Source organism: Cupriavidus respiraculi (assembly GCF_914271545.1).
Lineage (GTDB): Bacteria > Pseudomonadota > Gammaproteobacteria > Burkholderiales > Burkholderiaceae > Cupriavidus > Cupriavidus respiraculi.
In genome coordinates this window covers 1513429-1530161 of the sequence record NZ_CAJZAH010000002.1, presented here as the reverse complement: position 1 = coordinate 1530161, position 16733 = coordinate 1513429, and the positions used below count along the sequence as shown (strand labels likewise).

Sequence of the window (16733 nt, the reverse complement as noted above, 5' to 3'; positions counted from 1 at the left end):
ACGGCGGGCGCGGTTGCCAGGGCCGGGCCGCCTCGCCGGTCCTTCATGACTGAACGGATACCATGTCGCACACCATGACACCGTCGGAAATCGTTTCCGAACTCGACAAGCACATCATCGGCCAGAACAAGGCCAAGAAAGCCGTGGCCGTGGCGCTGCGCAACCGCTGGCGCCGCCAGCAGGTCGCCGACCCGCTGCGCCAGGAAATCACCCCCAAGAACATCCTGATGATCGGGCCCACCGGCGTGGGCAAGACCGAGATCGCGCGGCGCCTGGCCAAGCTGGCCGACGCACCCTTCATCAAGATCGAGGCGACCAAGTTCACCGAGGTCGGCTATGTGGGCCGCGATGTCGACACGATCATCCGCGACCTGGCCGAGATGGCCATCAAGCAGACGCGCGAATCCGAGACCAAGAAGGTGCGCGCCCGGGCCGAGGACGCCGCGGAAGACCGGCTGCTCGACGTGCTGCTGCCGCCGCCGCGCGATATCGGCTTCGCCCAGCCGGAGGAGAAGGACTCCAATACCCGCCAGGTCTTCCGCAAGAAGCTGCGCGAGCACGAGCTGGACGACAAGGAGATCGAGCTGGAAGTGGCGGCCAACGCGCCGAGCCTGGACATCATGGGTCCCCCGGGCATGGAGGACATGACCGAGCAGATCCGCGGCATGTTCGCGGGTCTGGGCCAGGGCAAGAAGCTGCGCCGCAAGATGAAGGTCAAGGAAGCCTTCAAGCTGCTGGTCGACGAGGAAGCCGCCAAGCTCATCAATGACGAGGACCTGAAGCACAAGGCCGTCGCCAACGTCGAACAGAACGGCATCGTGTTCCTGGACGAGATCGACAAGATTGCCAGCCGCAGCGATGTGGGCGGCGGCGAGGTGTCGCGCCAGGGCGTGCAGCGAGACCTGCTGCCGCTGGTCGAGGGCACCACGGTCAACACCAAGTACGGCATGATCCGGACCGACCATATCCTGTTCATCGCCTCGGGCGCGTTCCACCTGAGCAAGCCCAGCGACCTGATTCCGGAGCTGCAGGGCCGCTTCCCGATCCGCGTCGAGCTGGAATCGCTGTCGGTGTCGGATTTCGAAGCCATCCTGACGCAGACGGATGCGAGCCTGACCAAGCAGTACCAGGCCCTGCTCGCGACCGAGGAAGTGCAGCTCGAGTTCGCCCCGGACGGCATCCGCCGACTTGCCGAGATCGCCTTCTCGGTCAACGAGAAGGTCGAGAACATCGGTGCGCGTCGCCTTTACACCGTGATGGAGCGGCTGCTGGAAGACCTGTCGTTCCATGCCACCAAGTCCTCCGGCGAGACGGTCACCATCGACGCGGCCTATGTCGAGGAACGGCTGGGCGACCTGTCGGGCAACGAGGATCTTTCGCGCTACGTCCTGTAAGCGCGCCGGCCGCGCCGGCTGCGAGGAAAAGGGCACACGGTTTCGTGTGCCCTTTTTTCTTTGCTGGCCGCGCGCCGGCCGCAAACGCTTCTGCGCTGCGGCGTTCGCTGCATGTGGGAATTGTCTTACTCCCGTTTCGGAGCCCAGCGCCTGCTTGCCATTCCCGTGCACGCATAACCTTTCCATACAACGTGGCGACAGCGGCAAGCCACCCGGCGAGCCGATTCGAGCCCCCGATAAGATCGACCTGAAAGGAGCACGACATGATGAAGAAATGGCTGTCTGCAGCAGTTTGTTCGATGATGGTTGCCGCCCCGGCCGGCTATGCGCTGGCCCAGACCAGCAACGCCGCCGGCTCGCGCGCCGACTACGATGCCGCGGTCAAGCAGGCAGATGCGGACTACAAGAACGCCCGCACCAAGTGCGATGCCCTGAAGGACAACGCCAAGGACGTGTGCCAGGCCGAAGCCAAGCGCGACCGCGATGTCGCCAAGGCCAACGCCGAAGCCAAGCGCGACGGCACCGACAAGGCTCAGGCCAAGGCCATGAAGACCAAGGCCGACCGTGACTACGACGTCGCCAAGGAAATGTGCGACGACAAGAAGGGCAACGACAAGGACGTCTGCACCAAGGAAGCCAAGGCCGCCCACGAGAAGGCCGTCGGCGAATCCAAAGTGAGCAAGTCCGCCGCCACCGGCACGTCGACCGATGTCGCCGAAAAGCGTGCCGACGTGACCAAGGACACCAAGGACGCCGCCTACAAGGCCGACAAGGAAAAGTGCGATGCCATGTCGGGCGATGCCAAGGACAAGTGCGAAGCCAACGTGAAGACGAAGTACGGCAAGTAAGCGGCCAGGGGCGCCGCGCGCGCCCTGAGCTCTGTGTCCGCTGCCTGGTATGGGCAGCGGACACAGAGGGCCGGTCCCCGCGAGCGCGGGGACCGGTCCCATAGTCCATCACCACAACCCAAGGAGTCGACCATGAACTGGGATCAAATCGAAGGCAAGTGGGACCAGGCCAAGGGCAAGGTCAAGGAAAAGTGGGGTCAGCTGACCGATGACGATCTGACGCAGATCGCCGGCAAGCGCGACCAGCTCGCGGGCCGTATCCAGGAGCGCTATGGCTATACCAAGGAACAGGTGGAAGAAGAAATGAACACCTGGGAGCGTGACACCCGCTGGTAAGCCTCGTAAGCGATGGTAAGCGCGCTGGCGCGCTTGCCACGCCGATGCCAACCTTGCGGCCCTGAACCCGGGGTTCGGGGCCGCAGTCATTACGAATTGGTCCTCGGCGGATGTATCGAAAAGGATTGATATCACAGCATGATGCTTTTTCCGCGATAGATCCCGCCTTGCGCCATTCGCCCCGGCCGACTGTCATGCCCCCGGACGCCGTGGTTGCCTCAAGCCGATGCGGGAGCCACCGTATTCGTCCAACAAGCTGTAGGCCCGTGATGCGCGGGGCTGACCGGGAGGTCCAAACATGAAACACATCGCACTGACATCGATCGGTTTGCTCGGCGGCCTGGCCGCGGCAACCGCCTTCCTTTGCGCAAGACCGGATGCCGCGCCGGCCGTGCAGGCCGTGCCGGACGCCGCGCGCAATATCGTGCTGGCCGTCGAGCCCGCCGAATTCCGCACGCGGGCGGACCGCCATGCCGCGGACGCGATGCGCGTGTCGGTACAGCGCGGCAATGAAGACGAGATGGGCTGGGATTACGTGCAGCTGCGCCTGTAAGCGCCGCGCCATCGGCGCCTAGCGCGCCACCGGCCGCTTGCCGAGCTTGCGCTGCAGCGTGCGCCGATGCATGTTCAGCGCGCGCGCCGTCGCGGAGATGTTGCCGCCGTGTTCGGACAGCACCCGCTGGATGTGCTCCCACTCCAGCCGCGCCACCGACAGCGGCATCGGCTCTTCCATCGCCGCTTGCGCCACCCCCTCCGATACCCCCGACGTGAGCGCCGACAGGATCGAATCCACGTTGGCCGGCTTGGCCAGGTACTCGTCCGCCCCCTGCTTGACCGCGGCCACCGCGGTCGCGATGCTGGCGTAACCCGTGAGCACCAGGATCCGCGCCTGCGGCAGCGCCGCCCGCAGCGGGGCCACCAGATGCAGGCCGGATTCCGCCGGCGCCGTGCCGCCGCCTTCGGCCGGCGCGCTCAGATGCAGGTCCAGCGTGATGAAGGCAAAGTCGGTCTGCGCGGCCAGCGCCATGGCTTGCCTGCCATTGGCCGCGGTCTGCACGACATAGCCGCGCCGTGCGAGCGCACGCGCCAGCGCGCCCGCGAAGACGGGGTCGTCGTCGATCACCAGGAAGGGCGTGCCCGCGGGCGCGTCGTTGCGCGAAGAGGTCTGGGTCTCGGTCATGGTTCGGTGAAGGTTCACGGCGGGCTCGTGGAAAACGCATTCGCAGCCGGCGCTGCCGGCAGCCGCAGTTCGGCGACGGTGCCGCCGCCCGGGCGGTCGTGCCAGGCGAGCCGCCCGCCGCTTTGCTGAGCCGCGCTCTGTGCGAGATAGGCGCCGATGCCCTGGCCGCCATGCGTGCTCGCGACCGGCGCCTGCCCGAGCGCCGCACGCAGCGCCGGCGCAATGCCCGTGCCGCGGTCGGCGACGCGAAACAGCAGCTGCCGTGTCTCGCCCGGCTCCACGGCCACCGTCAGCTCCAGCGCCTCGGCGCCGCGCTGCGCCGCCTGCTGGCTGCGCGCGGCGTTGTCCAGCAGGATGGTGAGCATCTGCCCCAGGCGCACCGTATCGACGGGCAGCGCGCGCGCGGGCGGCGCGACCGCCGCCGTCAGGCCGCTGGCGGGATGGCGCAGCTGCCAGTTGTCGGCGAACGCGCCCAGCCACTCGCCCAGCGGCCGCGGTCCGGTCCCGCCGCTGTCGTCGCGCAGCCGCGCGAGGATGGACTTGCACAGCGCGACCTGCTGCTCCATCGTCTGCAGATCCGCCAGATAGGCGCGCACGGGCGTGCCGTCGCGCGAGCCATCGGCGGCGTCGGCCCGCAGTTCGCCGGCCAGCACCGCGAGCGTGGCCAGCGGCGTGCCGATCTCGTGCGCCACCGCCGCGGCCTGCGCGTTCAGCGCGTCCACGCGCGCCTCGCGCAGCAGCCGCTCGCGCGCCTCGCCGAGTTCCGCCTCGCGCTGGCGCAGCACGCCGGACAGCCGCGTGACGAACACCGCGATCATGATGGCGCTGGCAACGAAGTTCAGCCACATGCCGGCGAGGTGATAGTTCACCGCGTTCTCGGGCTTGCTCAGGTTCAGCGGGACGTACTCGAACAGCATCAGCGAATAGCAGGCCAGCGCGTACAGCGCGAGCGCGGCAACCAGGCGCCACGGCAGGATGGCCGCCGCGATCGCCAGCGCCGGCAGATAGAACGAGACGAAGGGATTGGTGGCCCCGCCGGTGAAGAACAGGATCGCGGACAGCGCGGTGAGATCGACGATCAGCTGGCCCATCAGCTCTCCGTCGCCCGGCGACGAGCCGCGCGCCGCATGCTGGCGCAGCCGCAGCCCGGTCAGCACATTGAACAGCGCCTGCAGCAGGAACACCGTCAGCAGCGGGGGGAAGGGCAGCACCACGCCGAATACCGCCTCGCACGCGGCCAGGAGCACGGCCTGGCCGCCCAGGAGCGCCCAGCGCAGCCAGAACAGCCGGCGCAGGCTCACGCGCCCGTGGCCCGCTGGCATCCCGGCATGCGGGGGGACGGCGGGTGCGCCGGCCGGGGCGGCCGCGGCGCGCGCGCGCAGGCGCGCGGCCAGTCGGGACCGCAGGGCGGACAGGGTAAGGGCGGATTCCATGGGCGGCAGTGTAGCAATGGGTCACCGGCGACGCCGCGCCCGCATCGCCGATGCGACACCGTGACGCATTGGTCCGGCCGCACGCCGCTGCCAGACTGCGCCTTCCCCCGGCGCCGCACCGCCATGCGCCCCCGCGTGACCTCATGGTCTAATGATTGCTTTCCGACAGAGGGACTTAGAAATGACAGTCAGGATTCGCGCCGCCATGCCGGCCGCTTGCGCAGCCGCGTGCCTCGCGGTGTCCGCAGCCTTGTTCTCGCCGCTGGCACTGGCGCAGGTCACCGTCAGCAATGCCTGGGCGCGCGGCACGGTGCCGGCGCAGACCGCCTCCGGCGTCTTCATGACGCTGCATGCCCACGCGGCGGCCCGCCTGGTCGGCGTGGCGACGCCCGCGGCGGCGACGGCCGAACTGCATGAGATGAAGATGGAGAACAACGTGATGCGGATGCGGGCGGTCGACGGCATCGAGCTGCCCGCGATGAAGGACGTGGAACTGAAGCCGGGCGGCTACCACGTGATGCTCAGCGGCCTGAAGGCGCCGCTGAAGGCCGGCGAGGTGGTGCCGGTAACGCTGACCATCGAGCAAGGCGGCAAGCGCACGGAGCAGGTGGTCAAGGCGGAAGTGCGCGATCTGACCGCGATGGGCCCCGGCACGGCCGGCGGCGGGCATCACAAGCACTGAGGCGGCGCCGTGGCCGGCGCCGTCCCATCGACGATAGCGGAGGCGCCATGGCCAACAAGACGCAGGGAACCCGCCAGAAGCAGGTCTTTCGCGCGAACCGGGACAACCCGTCGCGCAACACCATCTCGATCACCATTCCCGCGGCCAAGCCGCGCAATCCGCTGGCAACGCTGGCCAAGGCGCGCAAGGCTGGTGCGCATCGCAAGGACAGCGCGGCCCAACGCGCCGCGGCCCGGCGTCAGCTGCGCAAGCTGATCGACTCGTCGGGTTCCTGACCGGCCGCCACGGCGGCAACCCGCGCGCGCAGCCACGTGTGTCCCGGGTCGGCCTCCACCCGCTGCTGCCAGATCGCGCCGAAGGCGAAATCGGGCACCGCGAACGGCGGCGCGAAGATGGCAAAGCGCGGGTCTTCGGCCAACGCCGCGAGGCTGCGGCGCGCGGTCGTCAGGACCAGGTTGGTGCCCGCGATGAGCGTCGGCGCGACGCTGTAGTGGGGCAGCGCGCAGGCGATCTTGCGGCGGCCGCCCTGCCTGGCGACCACGGCGTCGATGGGATCGACGCGCTCCCGGTCAGCGGACACGAGCACATGGGAGCGGGCCAGATAGGCGACCTGGTCCAGGCGGCCGGTGTCGCGCACCGTGGCGGCGTCCACCACGCACGCATACCCATCCTCGAACAGGGTCTCGCCGCGCACGCTGTCGGGCAGTTGCCCGAACACGCCCATGGCGAGGTCCACTTCGCCGTCCGCCACCTGCGCCACCATCGCCTCGCGGCTGGCCTGCGTCACCACCAGTTCGATGCCGGGCGCCGCCTTGCGGACCGCGCGCAGCAGCCGGGGCAGCATCACCATCGTGCCGTAGTCGGACATCGCCAGCCGGAAGCTGCGCCGGGCCGTGGCGGGCTGGAAGCCCGACGGCCCGAGCAGGATGCGCACTTGGGCCAGCGCCTCGGCCAGCGGCGCGGCGAGTTCGTGGGCGCGCTCGGTCAGTACCAGGCCGCCCTGGCCGCGCACCAGCAGCGGGTCGTCCAGCAACTGGCGCAGGCGGGCGAGCGCGTGGCTGACCGCCGGCTGGCTCAGATGCAGGCGCAGCGCCGCCCGCGAGATATGTCGTTCGGCCAGCAGCGCCTCGAGCACCACCAGCAGGTTCAGGTCGATACCGCGTAGATCATTCATCGGACGAATGTTAAACGGCCGACGTCAGAATGGGAAATTCATTTCGCGATCCGCGCGCGCAAGCGCGGTCGTTCAGCCGCGCTCCTGGCGCCGGTGCTCCAGGCATGCGGGACACAGGCAATGCGCGCCCGCCACGATCAGGCGTGCGGGCAGCAACGGCTGCGAGGCGCACCAGCAGGTGGGCAGGCCGGCGGCGTGCCCGCACACGAAGCGCGTGCCGCAGCGGGAACAGCGCTCGACGGGCCGGAGCTGGCCGGTCAGTACGGCGGCGGGTGGTCGGACTGGCTGGGTCATGACGGCTGCGGCGGCGGATGGCGCGGATGGCACGGATGGCGAAAGGCGGCCGATGACGGGCGCACTGTTGCGAGAATCGAACGGCGCCGTGGCCCGTACCCGGCTTGTCGCGGCGGCGCGCGGCGCGCCGGTGGCGTTGCGCTAGCGCGGGTCGCGGTTTCTTGTAAAATCGGCGCCTGCCTTGGCCGGAACAGCCATCCTGCCGCTGTCCGCCGGTGCCGGGGCGCGTTGCCATGATACCTGTCGAACCTCACGGATTGCCATGAACTCCGATACCTCCGGGCCCGCCGCTACCACGGTGGCCGCCATCGCCCCCGCTCTGAAAGCCGAGATCCTGGCCGAGGCGCTGCCCTATATCCGCAAGTTCCACGGCAAGACCATCGTGGTCAAGTACGGCGGCAACGCGATGACCGAGGAGAAGCTCAAGCACGGCTTCGCCCGCGACGTGATCCTGCTGAAGCTGGTCGGCATGAACCCGGTGGTGGTGCATGGCGGCGGCCCGCAGATCGACGAGGCGCTGAAGAAGGTCGGCAAGGTCGGCACCTTTATCCAGGGCATGCGCGTGACCGACGAGGAGACCATGGAAGTGGTCGAGTGGGTGCTCGGCGGCGAAGTCCAGCAGGACATCGTGATGCTGATCAACCAGTACGGCGGCCAGGCCGTGGGCCTGACCGGCAAGGACGGCGGGCTGATCCGCGCCAAGCGGCTGAAGATGCCGGACCGCGAGAATCCGGGCGCCTTCATCGATATCGGCTACGTGGGCGATATCGAGGCGATCAACCCGGCCGTGGTCAAGGCGCTGCAGGACGACGCCTTTATCCCGGTGATCTCGCCGATCGGCTTCTCCGACGATGGCCAGGCGTACAACATCAACGCCGATGTGGTGGCCGGCAAGATGGCCGAGATTCTGAAGGCCGAGAAGCTGGTCATGATGACCAATATCCCGGGCGTGATGGACAAGAAGGGCAATCTGCTGACGGACCTGTCGGCCCGCGAGATCGAGGAGCTGTTCGCGGACGGCACCATCTCGGGCGGCATGCTGCCCAAGATCTCGTCGGCGCTGGACGCGGCCAAGAGCGGCGTCAATTCGGTCCATATCGTCGACGGCCGCATCGAACACTCGCTGCTGCTCGAAATCCTGACCGAACAGGCCTTCGGCACGATGATCCGCTCGCACTGAGCGGGCCCAGCGGCGCGCCCGGCGCGCCGCTCACCGACTTCCTCGTGGCCGCCTCCCCCAGTTCCACCGCTTCGGCGCGCCCGCGCCTTCGTCCCTCGCGCCGCCTGCTGCGCGCTCCCGTGGGCAACCGCACCGGCCAGACCGTCTGGCTGTTCGATCTCGACAACACCCTGCACGACGCCTCGCACGCGATCTTTCCGGCGATCAACCGCCGCATGACCGCCTATGTCGCGCGCGTGCTGGGCAGCGATCTCGAGACCGCCAGCCGCGTGCGCACCGACTACTGGAAGCGCTATGGCGCCACGCTGCTCGGCATGATCCGCCACCACGGCGTGGACCCGGCCGAGTTCCTGCACGAGGCGCACGACTTTCCCGAACTGGCCGACATGGTGCGCGTGCGGCGCGGGCTGGCGCCGCTGCTGGCGGGTTTGCCTGGCCGCAAGATCCTGCTGACGAATGCGCCCGAGGCCTATGCGCGGGCGGTGCTGCGCATCGCCGGCATCGATCGCCATTTCGAGCGCGTGATCGCGATCGAGCAGATGTGGGTGCACGGGCATCTGCGTCCCAAGCCCGACCGCCGCATGCTGCGCCGGCTGCTGGCCGAACTGGACGTCGCGCCGTCGCGCGCGGTGCTGGTGGAGGACACGGTCTCGCATCTGCAGCGCTATGCGGGCCTGGGCATCCGCACCGCGTGGGTCACCGGCTATCTGCGCAGCTTCGCCCCGTCGCGCCCGCAGGCGCTGGCGACGGCGGAGGCCGGCGTCGCCGGCGCGGCCACCGATGCCGCGGTCCGCGAGACGCTCGCGGCCGAGAGCGCGCAGCATGCCGCGCCCGCGATCCAGGAAACCGCGGTCACGCTGGTTGCCGCGGAGGCGCAGTCCTCCCCCGCCGCTCCGGCCGAAACCGCCCAGGGTCCCTCCACCCGGCTCAGGCCCGTCCATCGTCCCGGCTATGTGAGCGTAAAAGTACAATCCACGCATCAACTGCTACGACGAATGCGGGGAATCGGGTCATGACGCAAAGCAACGTTAGCCAGCCGGGGGCTGCCATCGCGGACGCGGGCGAGGGCGGCGCGCCCGCGGAAGGCCCGCAGGCCGGGCGCAAGCGGCCGCGTCCCGGCGAGCGGCGCGAGCAGATCCTGCAGACGCTGGCCGCGATGCTGGAACACCCGCGCTGGGAAAAGATCACGACCGCCGCGCTGGCCGCGCGCCTTGGCGTCTCCGAGGCCGCGCTGTACCGGCATTTCGCCAGCAAGGCGCAGATGTACGAGGGCCTGATCGTGTTCAGCGAGCAGACGGTGTTCGGGCTGGTGAACCAGATCACCGCGCAGGAGGACCACGGCCTGCGCCAGGTCCACGCCATCGTGCGGATGCTGCTGTCGTTCGCCGAGAAGAATCCCGGCATGACGCGCGTGCTGACCGGCGAGGCGCTGGTGGGCGAGCACGAACGCCTGCAGGAGCGCATCAACCAGATGGTGGACCGGCTCGAAGCCTCGATCCGGCAGTGCCTGAAGGTGGCGGTCACGCAGGGCGCGTTCGCCGCGGAGGCCGAGGTGGGCATGCGGGCCGCGCTGATCGTCGCCGCGGTCCAGGGCCACTGGCATCGCTTCGTCAAGAGCGGCTTTCGCAAGCTGCCCGGCGAGCAGATCGATGCGCAGCTGCGGGTATTGCTGGGGTAGCGCGGACGACGGGCCGCCATCGTGCGCACCTGGCAATGGCGGCGGTGCGCCGCTTTGCACTATAATCTGCCGGTCGCGCCGATTTGATGACTGGCTTGCGGGCGCGCGGCAGCGGAGACTCCTGGAGGGATCGCCGGCTGCCACTATAAATGCGGCTAAAGAGGTGGTCGGCGCCCATCCCCGAATTTTCGGCACAGGCGGCGGCGCGCGGCGAGGAACGGAAGAACGAACCGGCTCGCGTGAACAACCCGATTTGGCTGCGTGGACACACGCAAATGCCGGTCGGGTTTTTTCATGCCCGTTTTGTCCCTGTATCCAGTACCCCTTGCCGACGGCCTCCTTCATGACTGACGTTGCTTCGCCGCCCGCCGCGCTGGACCTGCCGCCCGACTCGGTCGGCATCGTCGCGCCGCGGCGCATGCATTTCGCCGAGCCGCTGCCGCTGCGCAACGGCTCTTCCCTCGCCGGGTACGACCTGATGGTCGAGACCTACGGCACGCTGAACGCCGACCGCAGCAATGCCGTGCTGGTCTGCCACGCGCTGAACGCCTCCCACCATGTCGCCGGCATCTACGCCGAGGGCGGCGAGCTCGGCTGGTGGGACAACATGGTCGGTCCGGGCAAGCCGCTCGATACCGACCGCTTCTTCGTGATCGGCGTGAATAACCTCGGCTCGTGCTTCGGCTCGACCGGGCCGATGAGCCTCAATCCGGCCACCGGGCAGCCCTTCGGCGCCGCGTTTCCGGTGGTCACGGTGGAGGACTGGGTCAACGCGCAGGCGCGCGTGGCCGACGCCTTCGGCATCGCGCAGTTCGCCGCGGTGATGGGCGGCAGCCTCGGCGGCATGCAGGCGCTGGCCTGGAGCCTGATGTACCCGGACCGGCTGCGCCACTGCATCGTGGTGGCGTCCACGCCCAAGCTGTCGGCGCAGAACATCGCCTTCAACGAGGTGGCCCGCAGCGCCATCCTGTCGGACCCGGACTTTCACGGCGGCAACTACTACGCGCACAACGTCAAGCCCAAGCGCGGCCTGCGCGTGGCCCGCATGATCGGCCACATCACCTATCTGTCCGACGAGGACATGGCGGAGAAATTCGGCCGCACGCTCAAGACCGAGGACATCCGCTTCTCGTTCGACGTCGAGTTCCAGGTCGAGAGCTATCTGCGCTACCAGGGCGACAAGTTCGCGGAGTACTTCGACGCGAACACCTACCTGCTGATCACCCGCGCGCTGGACTACTTCGATCCCGCGCTGGCCTTTGGCGGCGACCTGACGCGCGCGGTGGCCCAGACCCGCGCGAGCTTCCTGGTGGCCAGCTTCACCACCGACTGGCGCTTCGCCCCCAGCCGCAGCCGCGAGCTGGTCAAGGCGCTGCTCGACAACAAGCGCCCGGTCAGCTACGCGGAGATCGACGCGCCGCACGGACACGATGCCTTCCTGCTGGACGATCCGCGCTATCACGACCTGATGCGCGCCTACTACAACCGCATCGCCGAGGAGGTGGGCGCATGAACGCCAAGGCAATGTCGGCCGCGGCCAGCGGCGTGCTGGCCCAGCGCCCGGACTTTCGCGCCATCGCGCGCTGGATCGAACCCAATGCCACCGTGCTGGACCTGGGCTGCGCCGACGGCAGCCTGCTGCGCGTGCTGCAGGACGAGCTCGACGTGCAGGCCTATGGCATCGAGATCCGCGACGAGGGCGTGCTGGCCTGCGCGCAGAAGGGCGTGCATGTCATCCAGCAGGACCTGGAGGGCGGCCTCGCGCTGTTCGAGGACAAGAGCTTCGACACGGTGATCCTGTCGCAGACGCTGCAGACCATCCACAACACCGCCCAGGTCCTGCGCGAGACGCTGCGGGTCGGGCGCGAATGCATCGTGTCGTTCCCCAACTTCGGCTACTGGCCGCACCGGATGTCGATTTTCCGCGGCCGCATGCCGGTCTCCGAGGCGCTGCCCTACCAGTGGTACGACACGCCCAACGTGCGCGTGCTGACCATCAGCGACTTCGAGGCGCTGGCGCCCAAGGTGGGCCTGCGCATCGTGGACCGGGTCGTGATGCACGAGGGGGTGACGGTGAACTGGGGCGTCAACTGGCGCGGCAGCCTGGCGGTGTACCGGGTCTGCGGCCGGTAGGGGCGCAACGGGAGGGAGCGGGCCGCGGGGCGGGAATACCCGCGGATTGACGCGAACCGGCGGCGCGGCTACCGTCATGGTTTATCGAACGACCGTTCTATTTATCCCATGACCGCACCGTCCCTCCATCCCTTCGACGAAGCCATCGGGCTGCGGCCCGCCGGCGAGCATGTGTACGAGGGTGCGACCACCTCGCACTACTGGAACATGATCGGCCCGTTCGGCGGCATCACCGCCGCGACGCTGTTGAACGCCGCGCTGTCGCATCCGGCGCGGCTGGGCGACCCGATCGCGCTGACGGTCAACTTCGCCGGGCCCATCGCCGAGGGCCCGTTCGCGATCGAGGCGCGTCCGACCCGTACCAACCGGTCGACGCAGCACTGGAACCTGACCCTGACCCAGAACGGCGAGATCGCGACCACCGCCAGCGCGGTGTTCGCGGTGCGGCGGGAGACCTGGGGCTGCGGCGAGGCGGTGTTCCCCGACGTGCCGCCGGCGGACGCCGTGCCGCCGCTGCCCGCGGGCTTCGCGCCGGTGCGCTGGCTCGGCGCCTACGACATGCGGCCGGTGCGCGGCGCCAAGCCGTCCGCCGAGCCCGGCACCGAGCATCCCGACAGCATCACGCAGTTCTGGCTGCGCGACCATCCGGCGCGCACGCCCGACTATGCCGCCGTGGCCAGCTGGTGCGACAGCTTCTACCCGCGCATCTTCCTCAAGCGCGCCGGTTTCGTGCCGGCCGGGACGGTGTCGATGACCACCTACTTCCATGCCGATGCGGCGACGCTGGCCGCGCTGGGCGATCAGCACGTGCTGGGCAGCGCCCGCGCCCAGGTGTTCCGCCAGGGATTCTTCGACCAGAGCGCGCAGATGTGGAGCGCCGCCGGCGAGCTGATCGCCAGCTCGCACCAGATCGTCTACTACAAGCAGTAGGGCGGGGCCGGCCCCGCCGCGCTCAATTGCCGGCGCGGGCCTGCGCCTCGTAGCGGTCGATGGTATTGCGCATCAGGTACAGCAGCACCAGGCCCGGCACCGCGACCAGCACCGTCCCCAGATAGAAGGGCGCCCAGCCCACGGACGCGACCGCGAAGCCCGAGGTGGGCCCCACATAGACGCGCCCCACCGAGGCCAGCGCCGACAGCAGCGCGTATTGCGTGGCCGAGAACGAGCGGTTGCACAGCGCCATCAGCAGCGCGACGAAGGCGGCCGTTCCCATGCCGCCGCACAGGTTCTCGATGGCGATGGTCGCGCCCATGGTCCACAGATGCGCCGGCGTCACGGCCAGCACCCAGTAGCCGAAGTTCGACACCGCCTGCAGCACGCCGAACAGCATCAGCGAGCGGTACAGGCCGAGCCGGACCATCAGCGTGCCGCCGAAGAGCGCGCCCACGATGGTCGCGGCCAGCCCCATGGTCTTGTTGACCAGCCCTACCTCGCCGGCCGAAAAGCCCACGCCGCGGATCAGGAACGTGGTGGACAGGCTCCCGGCGAAGGCGTCGCCCAGCTTGTACAGCACGATCAGCAGCAGCAGCCACCAGGCGCCGCGGCGCGCAAAGAAGTCGCGCAGCGGCCCGAGCACGGCCTCCTCCAGGCTGCGCGGCGGACGCGCCGGGGCCTCTGGCTGCGGCGCCCACCACAAGGTCAGCAGGCCGACGAACATCAGCGCCGCCATCAGCAGGTAGGTCTGCTGCCAGCCCAGCACGCGGTCGGCCAGCCAGAGCGCGAGGCCGCCCGAGACGAGCATCGCCAGCCGGTAGCCGAGCACCTTGACCGCCGCGCCGGCCCCACGCTCCGGGGGGCGCAGCACGTCGGTGCTGTAGGCGTCGAACACGATGTCCTGCGAGGCGGACAGGAAGGCCACCAGCGTGGCCAGCGCCGCCAGCGTCCACAGCGCCTCGCGCGGCGGAAAGAATGCCATCGCGCCGATGCCGAGCACCAGCCCCAGCTGCGTCAGCAGCAGCCAGCCGCGCCGCCGGTCCAGCAGCGGCGGGGTGTAGCGGTCCATCAGAGGGGCCCACAGGAACTTGAAGATATAGGCCTGGCCGACCAGCGAGAAGAAGCCGATGGTCTTGATATCCAGGCCCTCGACCGTCATCCAGGCCTGCAAGGTGCCGGAGGTCAGGGCGAGGGGCAGCCCGGAGGCGAAGCCCAGTGTGAGCATGGCGCCGACGCGGCGGTTGCGGAAAATATCGAGATAGGCTTGGAAGGTCATGAAGGCGCGGGCGGTTCGGCGTCCGGCTTCCGGCGGATTGGCGGAAACGGCGCCGTGTATTATTGCATCACCGTTTTTCCATGCCGCCGAAAATGACCGCGACTTGCGCCAAAGGCTCCTCCATCCCCGTACCGGTCGCACACCGCGCAGCGCGCTTGCCGATGTTCGCGGCGATGCTGCTCGCGGGCGCGGCGGCCGCCTACGTGCCGCCCGCGGCCGCGCAGTCCGACGGCATCGAGCTGCAGCGCGGCGGTGCCGCGGTGCGCAAGCTGGTGCCGGCAGAGGCCATCGAGCAGCAGGCCGTGCAGGAGTACGAGCAGCTCAAGAACGAGGCGCGCGCCAAGCGCGCGCTGGCCGGCGACAGCAATCCGCAGCTGATCCGCCTGCGCGCCATCGCCAAGCGCATCCTGCCGCAGACCTCGCGCTGGAACGACCGTGCCAAGGACTGGAAGTGGGAGATCAACCTGATCGGGTCCAAGGAGATCAACGCGTTCTGCATGCCCGGGGGCAAGATTGCCTTCTACACGGGGCTGCTGGACCAGCTCAAGCTGACCGACGATGAAGTCGCGATGGTGATGGGCCACGAGATCGCCCACGCGCTGCAGGAGCATGCGCGCGAGCGCGCCGCCAAGTCGGAGATCACCAACCTGGGCGCCAACGTGGTGTCGCAGCTGTTCGGCTTCGGCAACCTGGGCAATATCGCGCTGGGCGCCGGCGCGCAGCTGCTGTCGCTGAAGTTCTCGCGCTCGGACGAGACCGAGGCCGACCTGATCGGCATGGACATCGCCGCGCGCGCGGGCTACGACCCGCGGGCGGCGATCACGCTGTGGCAGAAGATGGGCAAGGCGTCGGAGACGGCCTCGTCCTCGCGCGCCTCGGTCGATTTCCTGTCGACACACCCGTCCGGCCGCACCCGCATCGCCGAGCTGGAAAAGCACATGCCGCAGGTGCTGCCGCTCTACGCCCGCTCGATCAACACCACGGTGGACAAGCTGCCGCCCTACCGCGCCAACATGGCGAACCTGGGCGGCGCGCCGGTGGACAGCGGCGACGACAACCGCACCAAGCCGCTGCCCCGGTAAGGCCCGTTCAGCGCCGCGCGGAGAGGCCCCGCAGCAGCGCCTCGTGGAACTGGCCCGGCGCCTCCACCTGCGGCGAGTGGCCCAGTTCGGGGAATTCGACCAGCGTCGCATTCGGAATCGCGCGGGCCGCCTTGCGCCCGAGTTCCGGATAGTCGCCCAGCCGCTTCGCCACCTCGGGCGACGCGCGGTTGGCCCCTGGCGCGGTGCGGTCCTTGCCGCCGATCAGCAGCAGCGTGGGCGCGGCGATGCGGCCGAATTCGTGCACCACCGGCTGCGAGAACAGCATCTCCGACGTCTGTGCCTGGTTCCAGGCCACCGCCTCCCGGCCCGGGCCGGCGTACATGCCGGCCTGCATCGCGACCCAGCGGTCGTATTCGGGCTTCCACTTGCCGTTGTAGTAGAAGCGCAGCTGATACGCCTTGATGGAATCGAAGCTGGTCTTCAGCTCGCCCTGGTACAGCTGGTCGATGGTGGCGTAGGGCACGCCCTCGGCCTGCCAGTCCTCCAGCCCGATCGGGTTGACCAGCACCAGCTGCTCGACCGCCTGCGGGTACTGCACGGCGAAGCGCGCGGCGAGCATGCCGCCCATCGAATGGCCGACGATGATCGCACGCTCGATGCCCTTCGCTTGCAGCAGTGCGCGGGTGTTGGCCGCCAGCTGGCCGAAGCTGAACTGGTAGGCGGCGGGTTTGGTGGACGCGCAGAAGCCGATCTGGTCCGGCGCGATCACGCGGTAGCCGGCGCGGGTCAGCGTCTCGATGGTGTCCTGCCAGGTCGCGCCGCAGAAATTCTTGCCGTGGAGCAGCACCACGGTACGGCCGTTGGCGTTGGCGGTCGGTGCCACGTCCATATAGGCCATCGAGAGGTCCTGGCGCTGCGACTGGAACGTGAAGTGCTGGATCGGGTGCGGATAGGAGAAGCCTTCGAGCTGCGCGCCATAGGCGGGCCGGTCTGCGGCCTGCCCGGACTGCGCGGCGGCGGAGAACGAGGCGAAGGACGCGGCGAGGGTGGCGGCCAGCGCCACGGTGGGGAGAACGGGTTTCACGCGACGGCTCCATACGGAAGGGGGGTGATCTGGTGCAGCACGGCACACCCGTGAAACGGACCCCC

19 protein-coding genes are annotated in these 16733 nt (G+C 69.0%); 13 read left to right on the top strand and 6 right to left on the bottom strand.

The genetic code is table 11. The annotated features are described in order from the left end of the window. Positions 1 to 62: 62 nt before the first annotated feature. The 4 genes from hslU (at position 63) to LDO27_RS14800 (ending at position 3131) form a co-directional block, all read left to right on the top strand. Entirely contained in the window at positions 63 to 1394 is a 1332-nt protein-coding gene (gene hslU, locus LDO27_RS14815) for an ATP-dependent protease ATPase subunit HslU (protein ID WP_222202720.1), read from the top strand. 263 nt (positions 1395 to 1657) lie between these two features. Then, positions 1658 to 2242: a hypothetical protein gene (locus tag LDO27_RS14810; protein WP_222202718.1), complete on the top strand. Its 585-nt coding sequence runs from the start codon at positions 1658 to 1660 to the stop codon at positions 2240 to 2242. Between the two features lie 132 nt (positions 2243 to 2374). Continuing rightward, positions 2375 to 2578, top strand: coding sequence for a CsbD family protein (locus LDO27_RS14805; RefSeq protein ID WP_222202715.1), 204 nt, complete (start codon positions 2375 to 2377; stop codon positions 2576 to 2578). A 298-nt stretch (positions 2579 to 2876) separates the two neighbouring features. After that, complete coding sequence (locus tag LDO27_RS14800; RefSeq protein WP_222202712.1) at positions 2877 to 3131, top strand: hypothetical protein; 255 nt, start codon at positions 2877 to 2879, stop codon at positions 3129 to 3131. 18 nt (positions 3132 to 3149) lie between these two features. On the opposite strand, the gene LDO27_RS14795 is transcribed toward LDO27_RS14800, so the two are convergent. Continuing rightward, entirely contained in the window at positions 3150 to 3758 is a 609-nt protein-coding gene (locus LDO27_RS14795) for a response regulator transcription factor (protein WP_224042569.1), read from the bottom strand. Positions 3759 to 3772: 14 nt separating this feature from the next. Then, positions 3773 to 5080 carry a sensor histidine kinase gene (locus LDO27_RS14790; RefSeq protein WP_222203274.1) on the bottom strand — a complete coding sequence of 436 codons (1308 nt, stop codon included), beginning with the start codon at positions 5078 to 5080 and terminating at the stop codon, positions 3773 to 3775. Positions 5081 to 5372: 292 nt separating this feature from the next. Here LDO27_RS14790 and LDO27_RS14785 point away from each other — a divergent pair, with 292 nt between their 5' ends. Beyond that, the gene (locus LDO27_RS14785; RefSeq protein ID WP_222202711.1) at positions 5373 to 5873 is read left to right on the top strand and encodes a copper chaperone PCu(A)C; all 501 of its coding nucleotides are present in this window, start codon (positions 5373 to 5375) and stop codon (positions 5871 to 5873) included. A 47-nt stretch (positions 5874 to 5920) separates the two neighbouring features. Continuing rightward, positions 5921 to 6148, top strand: a complete 228-nt coding sequence (locus tag LDO27_RS14780) for a hypothetical protein (RefSeq protein ID WP_222202709.1) — start codon at positions 5921 to 5923, stop codon at positions 6146 to 6148. Here LDO27_RS14780 and LDO27_RS14775 read toward each other — a convergent pair. Both LDO27_RS14775 and LDO27_RS14770 read right to left on the bottom strand, forming a co-directional pair. After that, a complete protein-coding gene (locus LDO27_RS14775; protein ID WP_224042426.1) occupies positions 6112 to 7047 on the bottom strand; it encodes a LysR family transcriptional regulator in 936 nt (311 codons plus the stop codon). The genes LDO27_RS14780 and LDO27_RS14775 overlap by 37 nt on opposite strands. 72 nt (positions 7048 to 7119) lie before the next feature. Further along, complete coding sequence (locus LDO27_RS14770; RefSeq protein WP_224042425.1) at positions 7120 to 7341, bottom strand: cysteine-rich CWC family protein; 222 nt, start codon at positions 7339 to 7341, stop codon at positions 7120 to 7122. A gap of 262 nt (positions 7342 to 7603) precedes the next feature. Here LDO27_RS14770 and argB point away from each other — a divergent pair, with 262 nt between their 5' ends. From argB to LDO27_RS14740, 6 genes are all read left to right on the top strand, one after another. Continuing rightward, positions 7604 to 8521 (top strand): acetylglutamate kinase, encoded by a 918-nt coding sequence (gene argB, locus LDO27_RS14765; RefSeq protein ID WP_222202703.1) that lies wholly within the window; start codon positions 7604 to 7606, stop codon positions 8519 to 8521. A 44-nt stretch (positions 8522 to 8565) separates the two neighbouring features. After that, positions 8566 to 9537 carry a pyrimidine 5'-nucleotidase gene (locus LDO27_RS14760; RefSeq protein WP_377747200.1) on the top strand — a complete coding sequence of 324 codons (972 nt, stop codon included), beginning with the start codon at positions 8566 to 8568 and terminating at the stop codon, positions 9535 to 9537. Beyond that, positions 9534 to 10199 (top strand): nucleoid occlusion factor SlmA, encoded by a 666-nt coding sequence (gene slmA / locus LDO27_RS14755; protein WP_222202700.1) that lies wholly within the window; start codon positions 9534 to 9536, stop codon positions 10197 to 10199. The genes LDO27_RS14760 and slmA overlap by 4 nt, the downstream gene beginning before the upstream one ends. Before the next feature lie 343 nt (positions 10200 to 10542). Beyond that, complete coding sequence (gene metX, locus LDO27_RS14750) at positions 10543 to 11712, top strand: homoserine O-succinyltransferase MetX (protein ID WP_224042424.1); 1170 nt, start codon at positions 10543 to 10545, stop codon at positions 11710 to 11712. Then, positions 11709 to 12332 carry a methionine biosynthesis protein MetW gene (gene metW / locus LDO27_RS14745; RefSeq protein ID WP_377747199.1) on the top strand — a complete coding sequence of 208 codons (624 nt, stop codon included), beginning with the start codon at positions 11709 to 11711 and terminating at the stop codon, positions 12330 to 12332. Before metX ends, metW begins: the two co-directional genes overlap by 4 nt. A 108-nt stretch (positions 12333 to 12440) precedes the next feature. Beyond that, a complete protein-coding gene (locus tag LDO27_RS14740) occupies positions 12441 to 13262 on the top strand; it encodes an acyl-CoA thioesterase (RefSeq protein WP_224042423.1) in 822 nt (273 codons plus the stop codon). 22 nt (positions 13263 to 13284) lie between these two features. On the opposite strand, the gene LDO27_RS14735 is transcribed toward LDO27_RS14740, so the two are convergent. Next, positions 13285 to 14541 carry a muropeptide transporter gene (locus tag LDO27_RS14735; RefSeq protein ID WP_224042422.1) on the bottom strand — a complete coding sequence of 419 codons (1257 nt, stop codon included), beginning with the start codon at positions 14539 to 14541 and terminating at the stop codon, positions 13285 to 13287. 161 nt (positions 14542 to 14702) lie between these two features. Here LDO27_RS14735 and LDO27_RS14730 point away from each other — a divergent pair, with 161 nt between their 5' ends. Further along, entirely contained in the window at positions 14703 to 15623 is a 921-nt protein-coding gene (locus LDO27_RS14730; RefSeq protein ID WP_222203271.1) for a M48 family metallopeptidase, read from the top strand. 7 nt (positions 15624 to 15630) lie between these two features. Here LDO27_RS14730 and LDO27_RS14725 read toward each other — a convergent pair whose 3' ends face one another. Beyond that, the gene (locus tag LDO27_RS14725; RefSeq protein ID WP_224042421.1) at positions 15631 to 16668 is read right to left on the bottom strand and encodes an alpha/beta fold hydrolase; all 1038 of its coding nucleotides are present in this window, start codon (positions 16666 to 16668) and stop codon (positions 15631 to 15633) included. Between the last annotated feature and the right edge of the window lie 65 nt (positions 16669 to 16733).

Coding starts and splice junctions, on each gene's coding strand:
- LDO27_RS14780 (WP_222202709.1), top strand. CDS start 5,921: ATGGCCAACAAGACGCAGGGAACCCGCCAGAAGCAGGTCTTTCGCGCG.
- LDO27_RS14805 (WP_222202715.1), top strand. CDS start 2,375: ATGAACTGGGATCAAATCGAAGGCAAGTGGGACCAGGCCAAGGGCAAG.
- LDO27_RS14795 (WP_224042569.1), bottom strand. CDS start 3,758: ATGACCGAGACCCAGACCTCTTCGCGCAACGACGCGCCCGCGGGCACG.
- LDO27_RS14730 (WP_222203271.1), top strand. CDS start 14,703: ATGTTCGCGGCGATGCTGCTCGCGGGCGCGGCGGCCGCCTACGTGCCG.
- LDO27_RS14810 (WP_222202718.1), top strand. CDS start 1,658: ATGATGAAGAAATGGCTGTCTGCAGCAGTTTGTTCGATGATGGTTGCC.
- LDO27_RS14790 (WP_222203274.1), bottom strand. CDS start 5,080: ATGCCAGCGGGCCACGGGCGCGTGAGCCTGCGCCGGCTGTTCTGGCTG.
- metX (WP_224042424.1), top strand. CDS start 10,543: ATGACTGACGTTGCTTCGCCGCCCGCCGCGCTGGACCTGCCGCCCGAC.
- slmA (WP_222202700.1), top strand. CDS start 9,534: ATGACGCAAAGCAACGTTAGCCAGCCGGGGGCTGCCATCGCGGACGCG.
- hslU (WP_222202720.1), top strand. CDS start 63: ATGTCGCACACCATGACACCGTCGGAAATCGTTTCCGAACTCGACAAG.
- LDO27_RS14785 (WP_222202711.1), top strand. CDS start 5,373: ATGACAGTCAGGATTCGCGCCGCCATGCCGGCCGCTTGCGCAGCCGCG.
- LDO27_RS14740 (WP_224042423.1), top strand. CDS start 12,441: ATGACCGCACCGTCCCTCCATCCCTTCGACGAAGCCATCGGGCTGCGG.
- LDO27_RS14800 (WP_222202712.1), top strand. CDS start 2,877: ATGAAACACATCGCACTGACATCGATCGGTTTGCTCGGCGGCCTGGCC.
- metW (WP_377747199.1), top strand. CDS start 11,709: ATGAACGCCAAGGCAATGTCGGCCGCGGCCAGCGGCGTGCTGGCCCAG.
- LDO27_RS14775 (WP_224042426.1), bottom strand. CDS start 7,047: ATGAATGATCTACGCGGTATCGACCTGAACCTGCTGGTGGTGCTCGAG.
- argB (WP_222202703.1), top strand. CDS start 7,604: ATGAACTCCGATACCTCCGGGCCCGCCGCTACCACGGTGGCCGCCATC.
- LDO27_RS14735 (WP_224042422.1), bottom strand. CDS start 14,541: ATGACCTTCCAAGCCTATCTCGATATTTTCCGCAACCGCCGCGTCGGC.
- LDO27_RS14770 (WP_224042425.1), bottom strand. CDS start 7,341: ATGACCCAGCCAGTCCGACCACCCGCCGCCGTACTGACCGGCCAGCTC.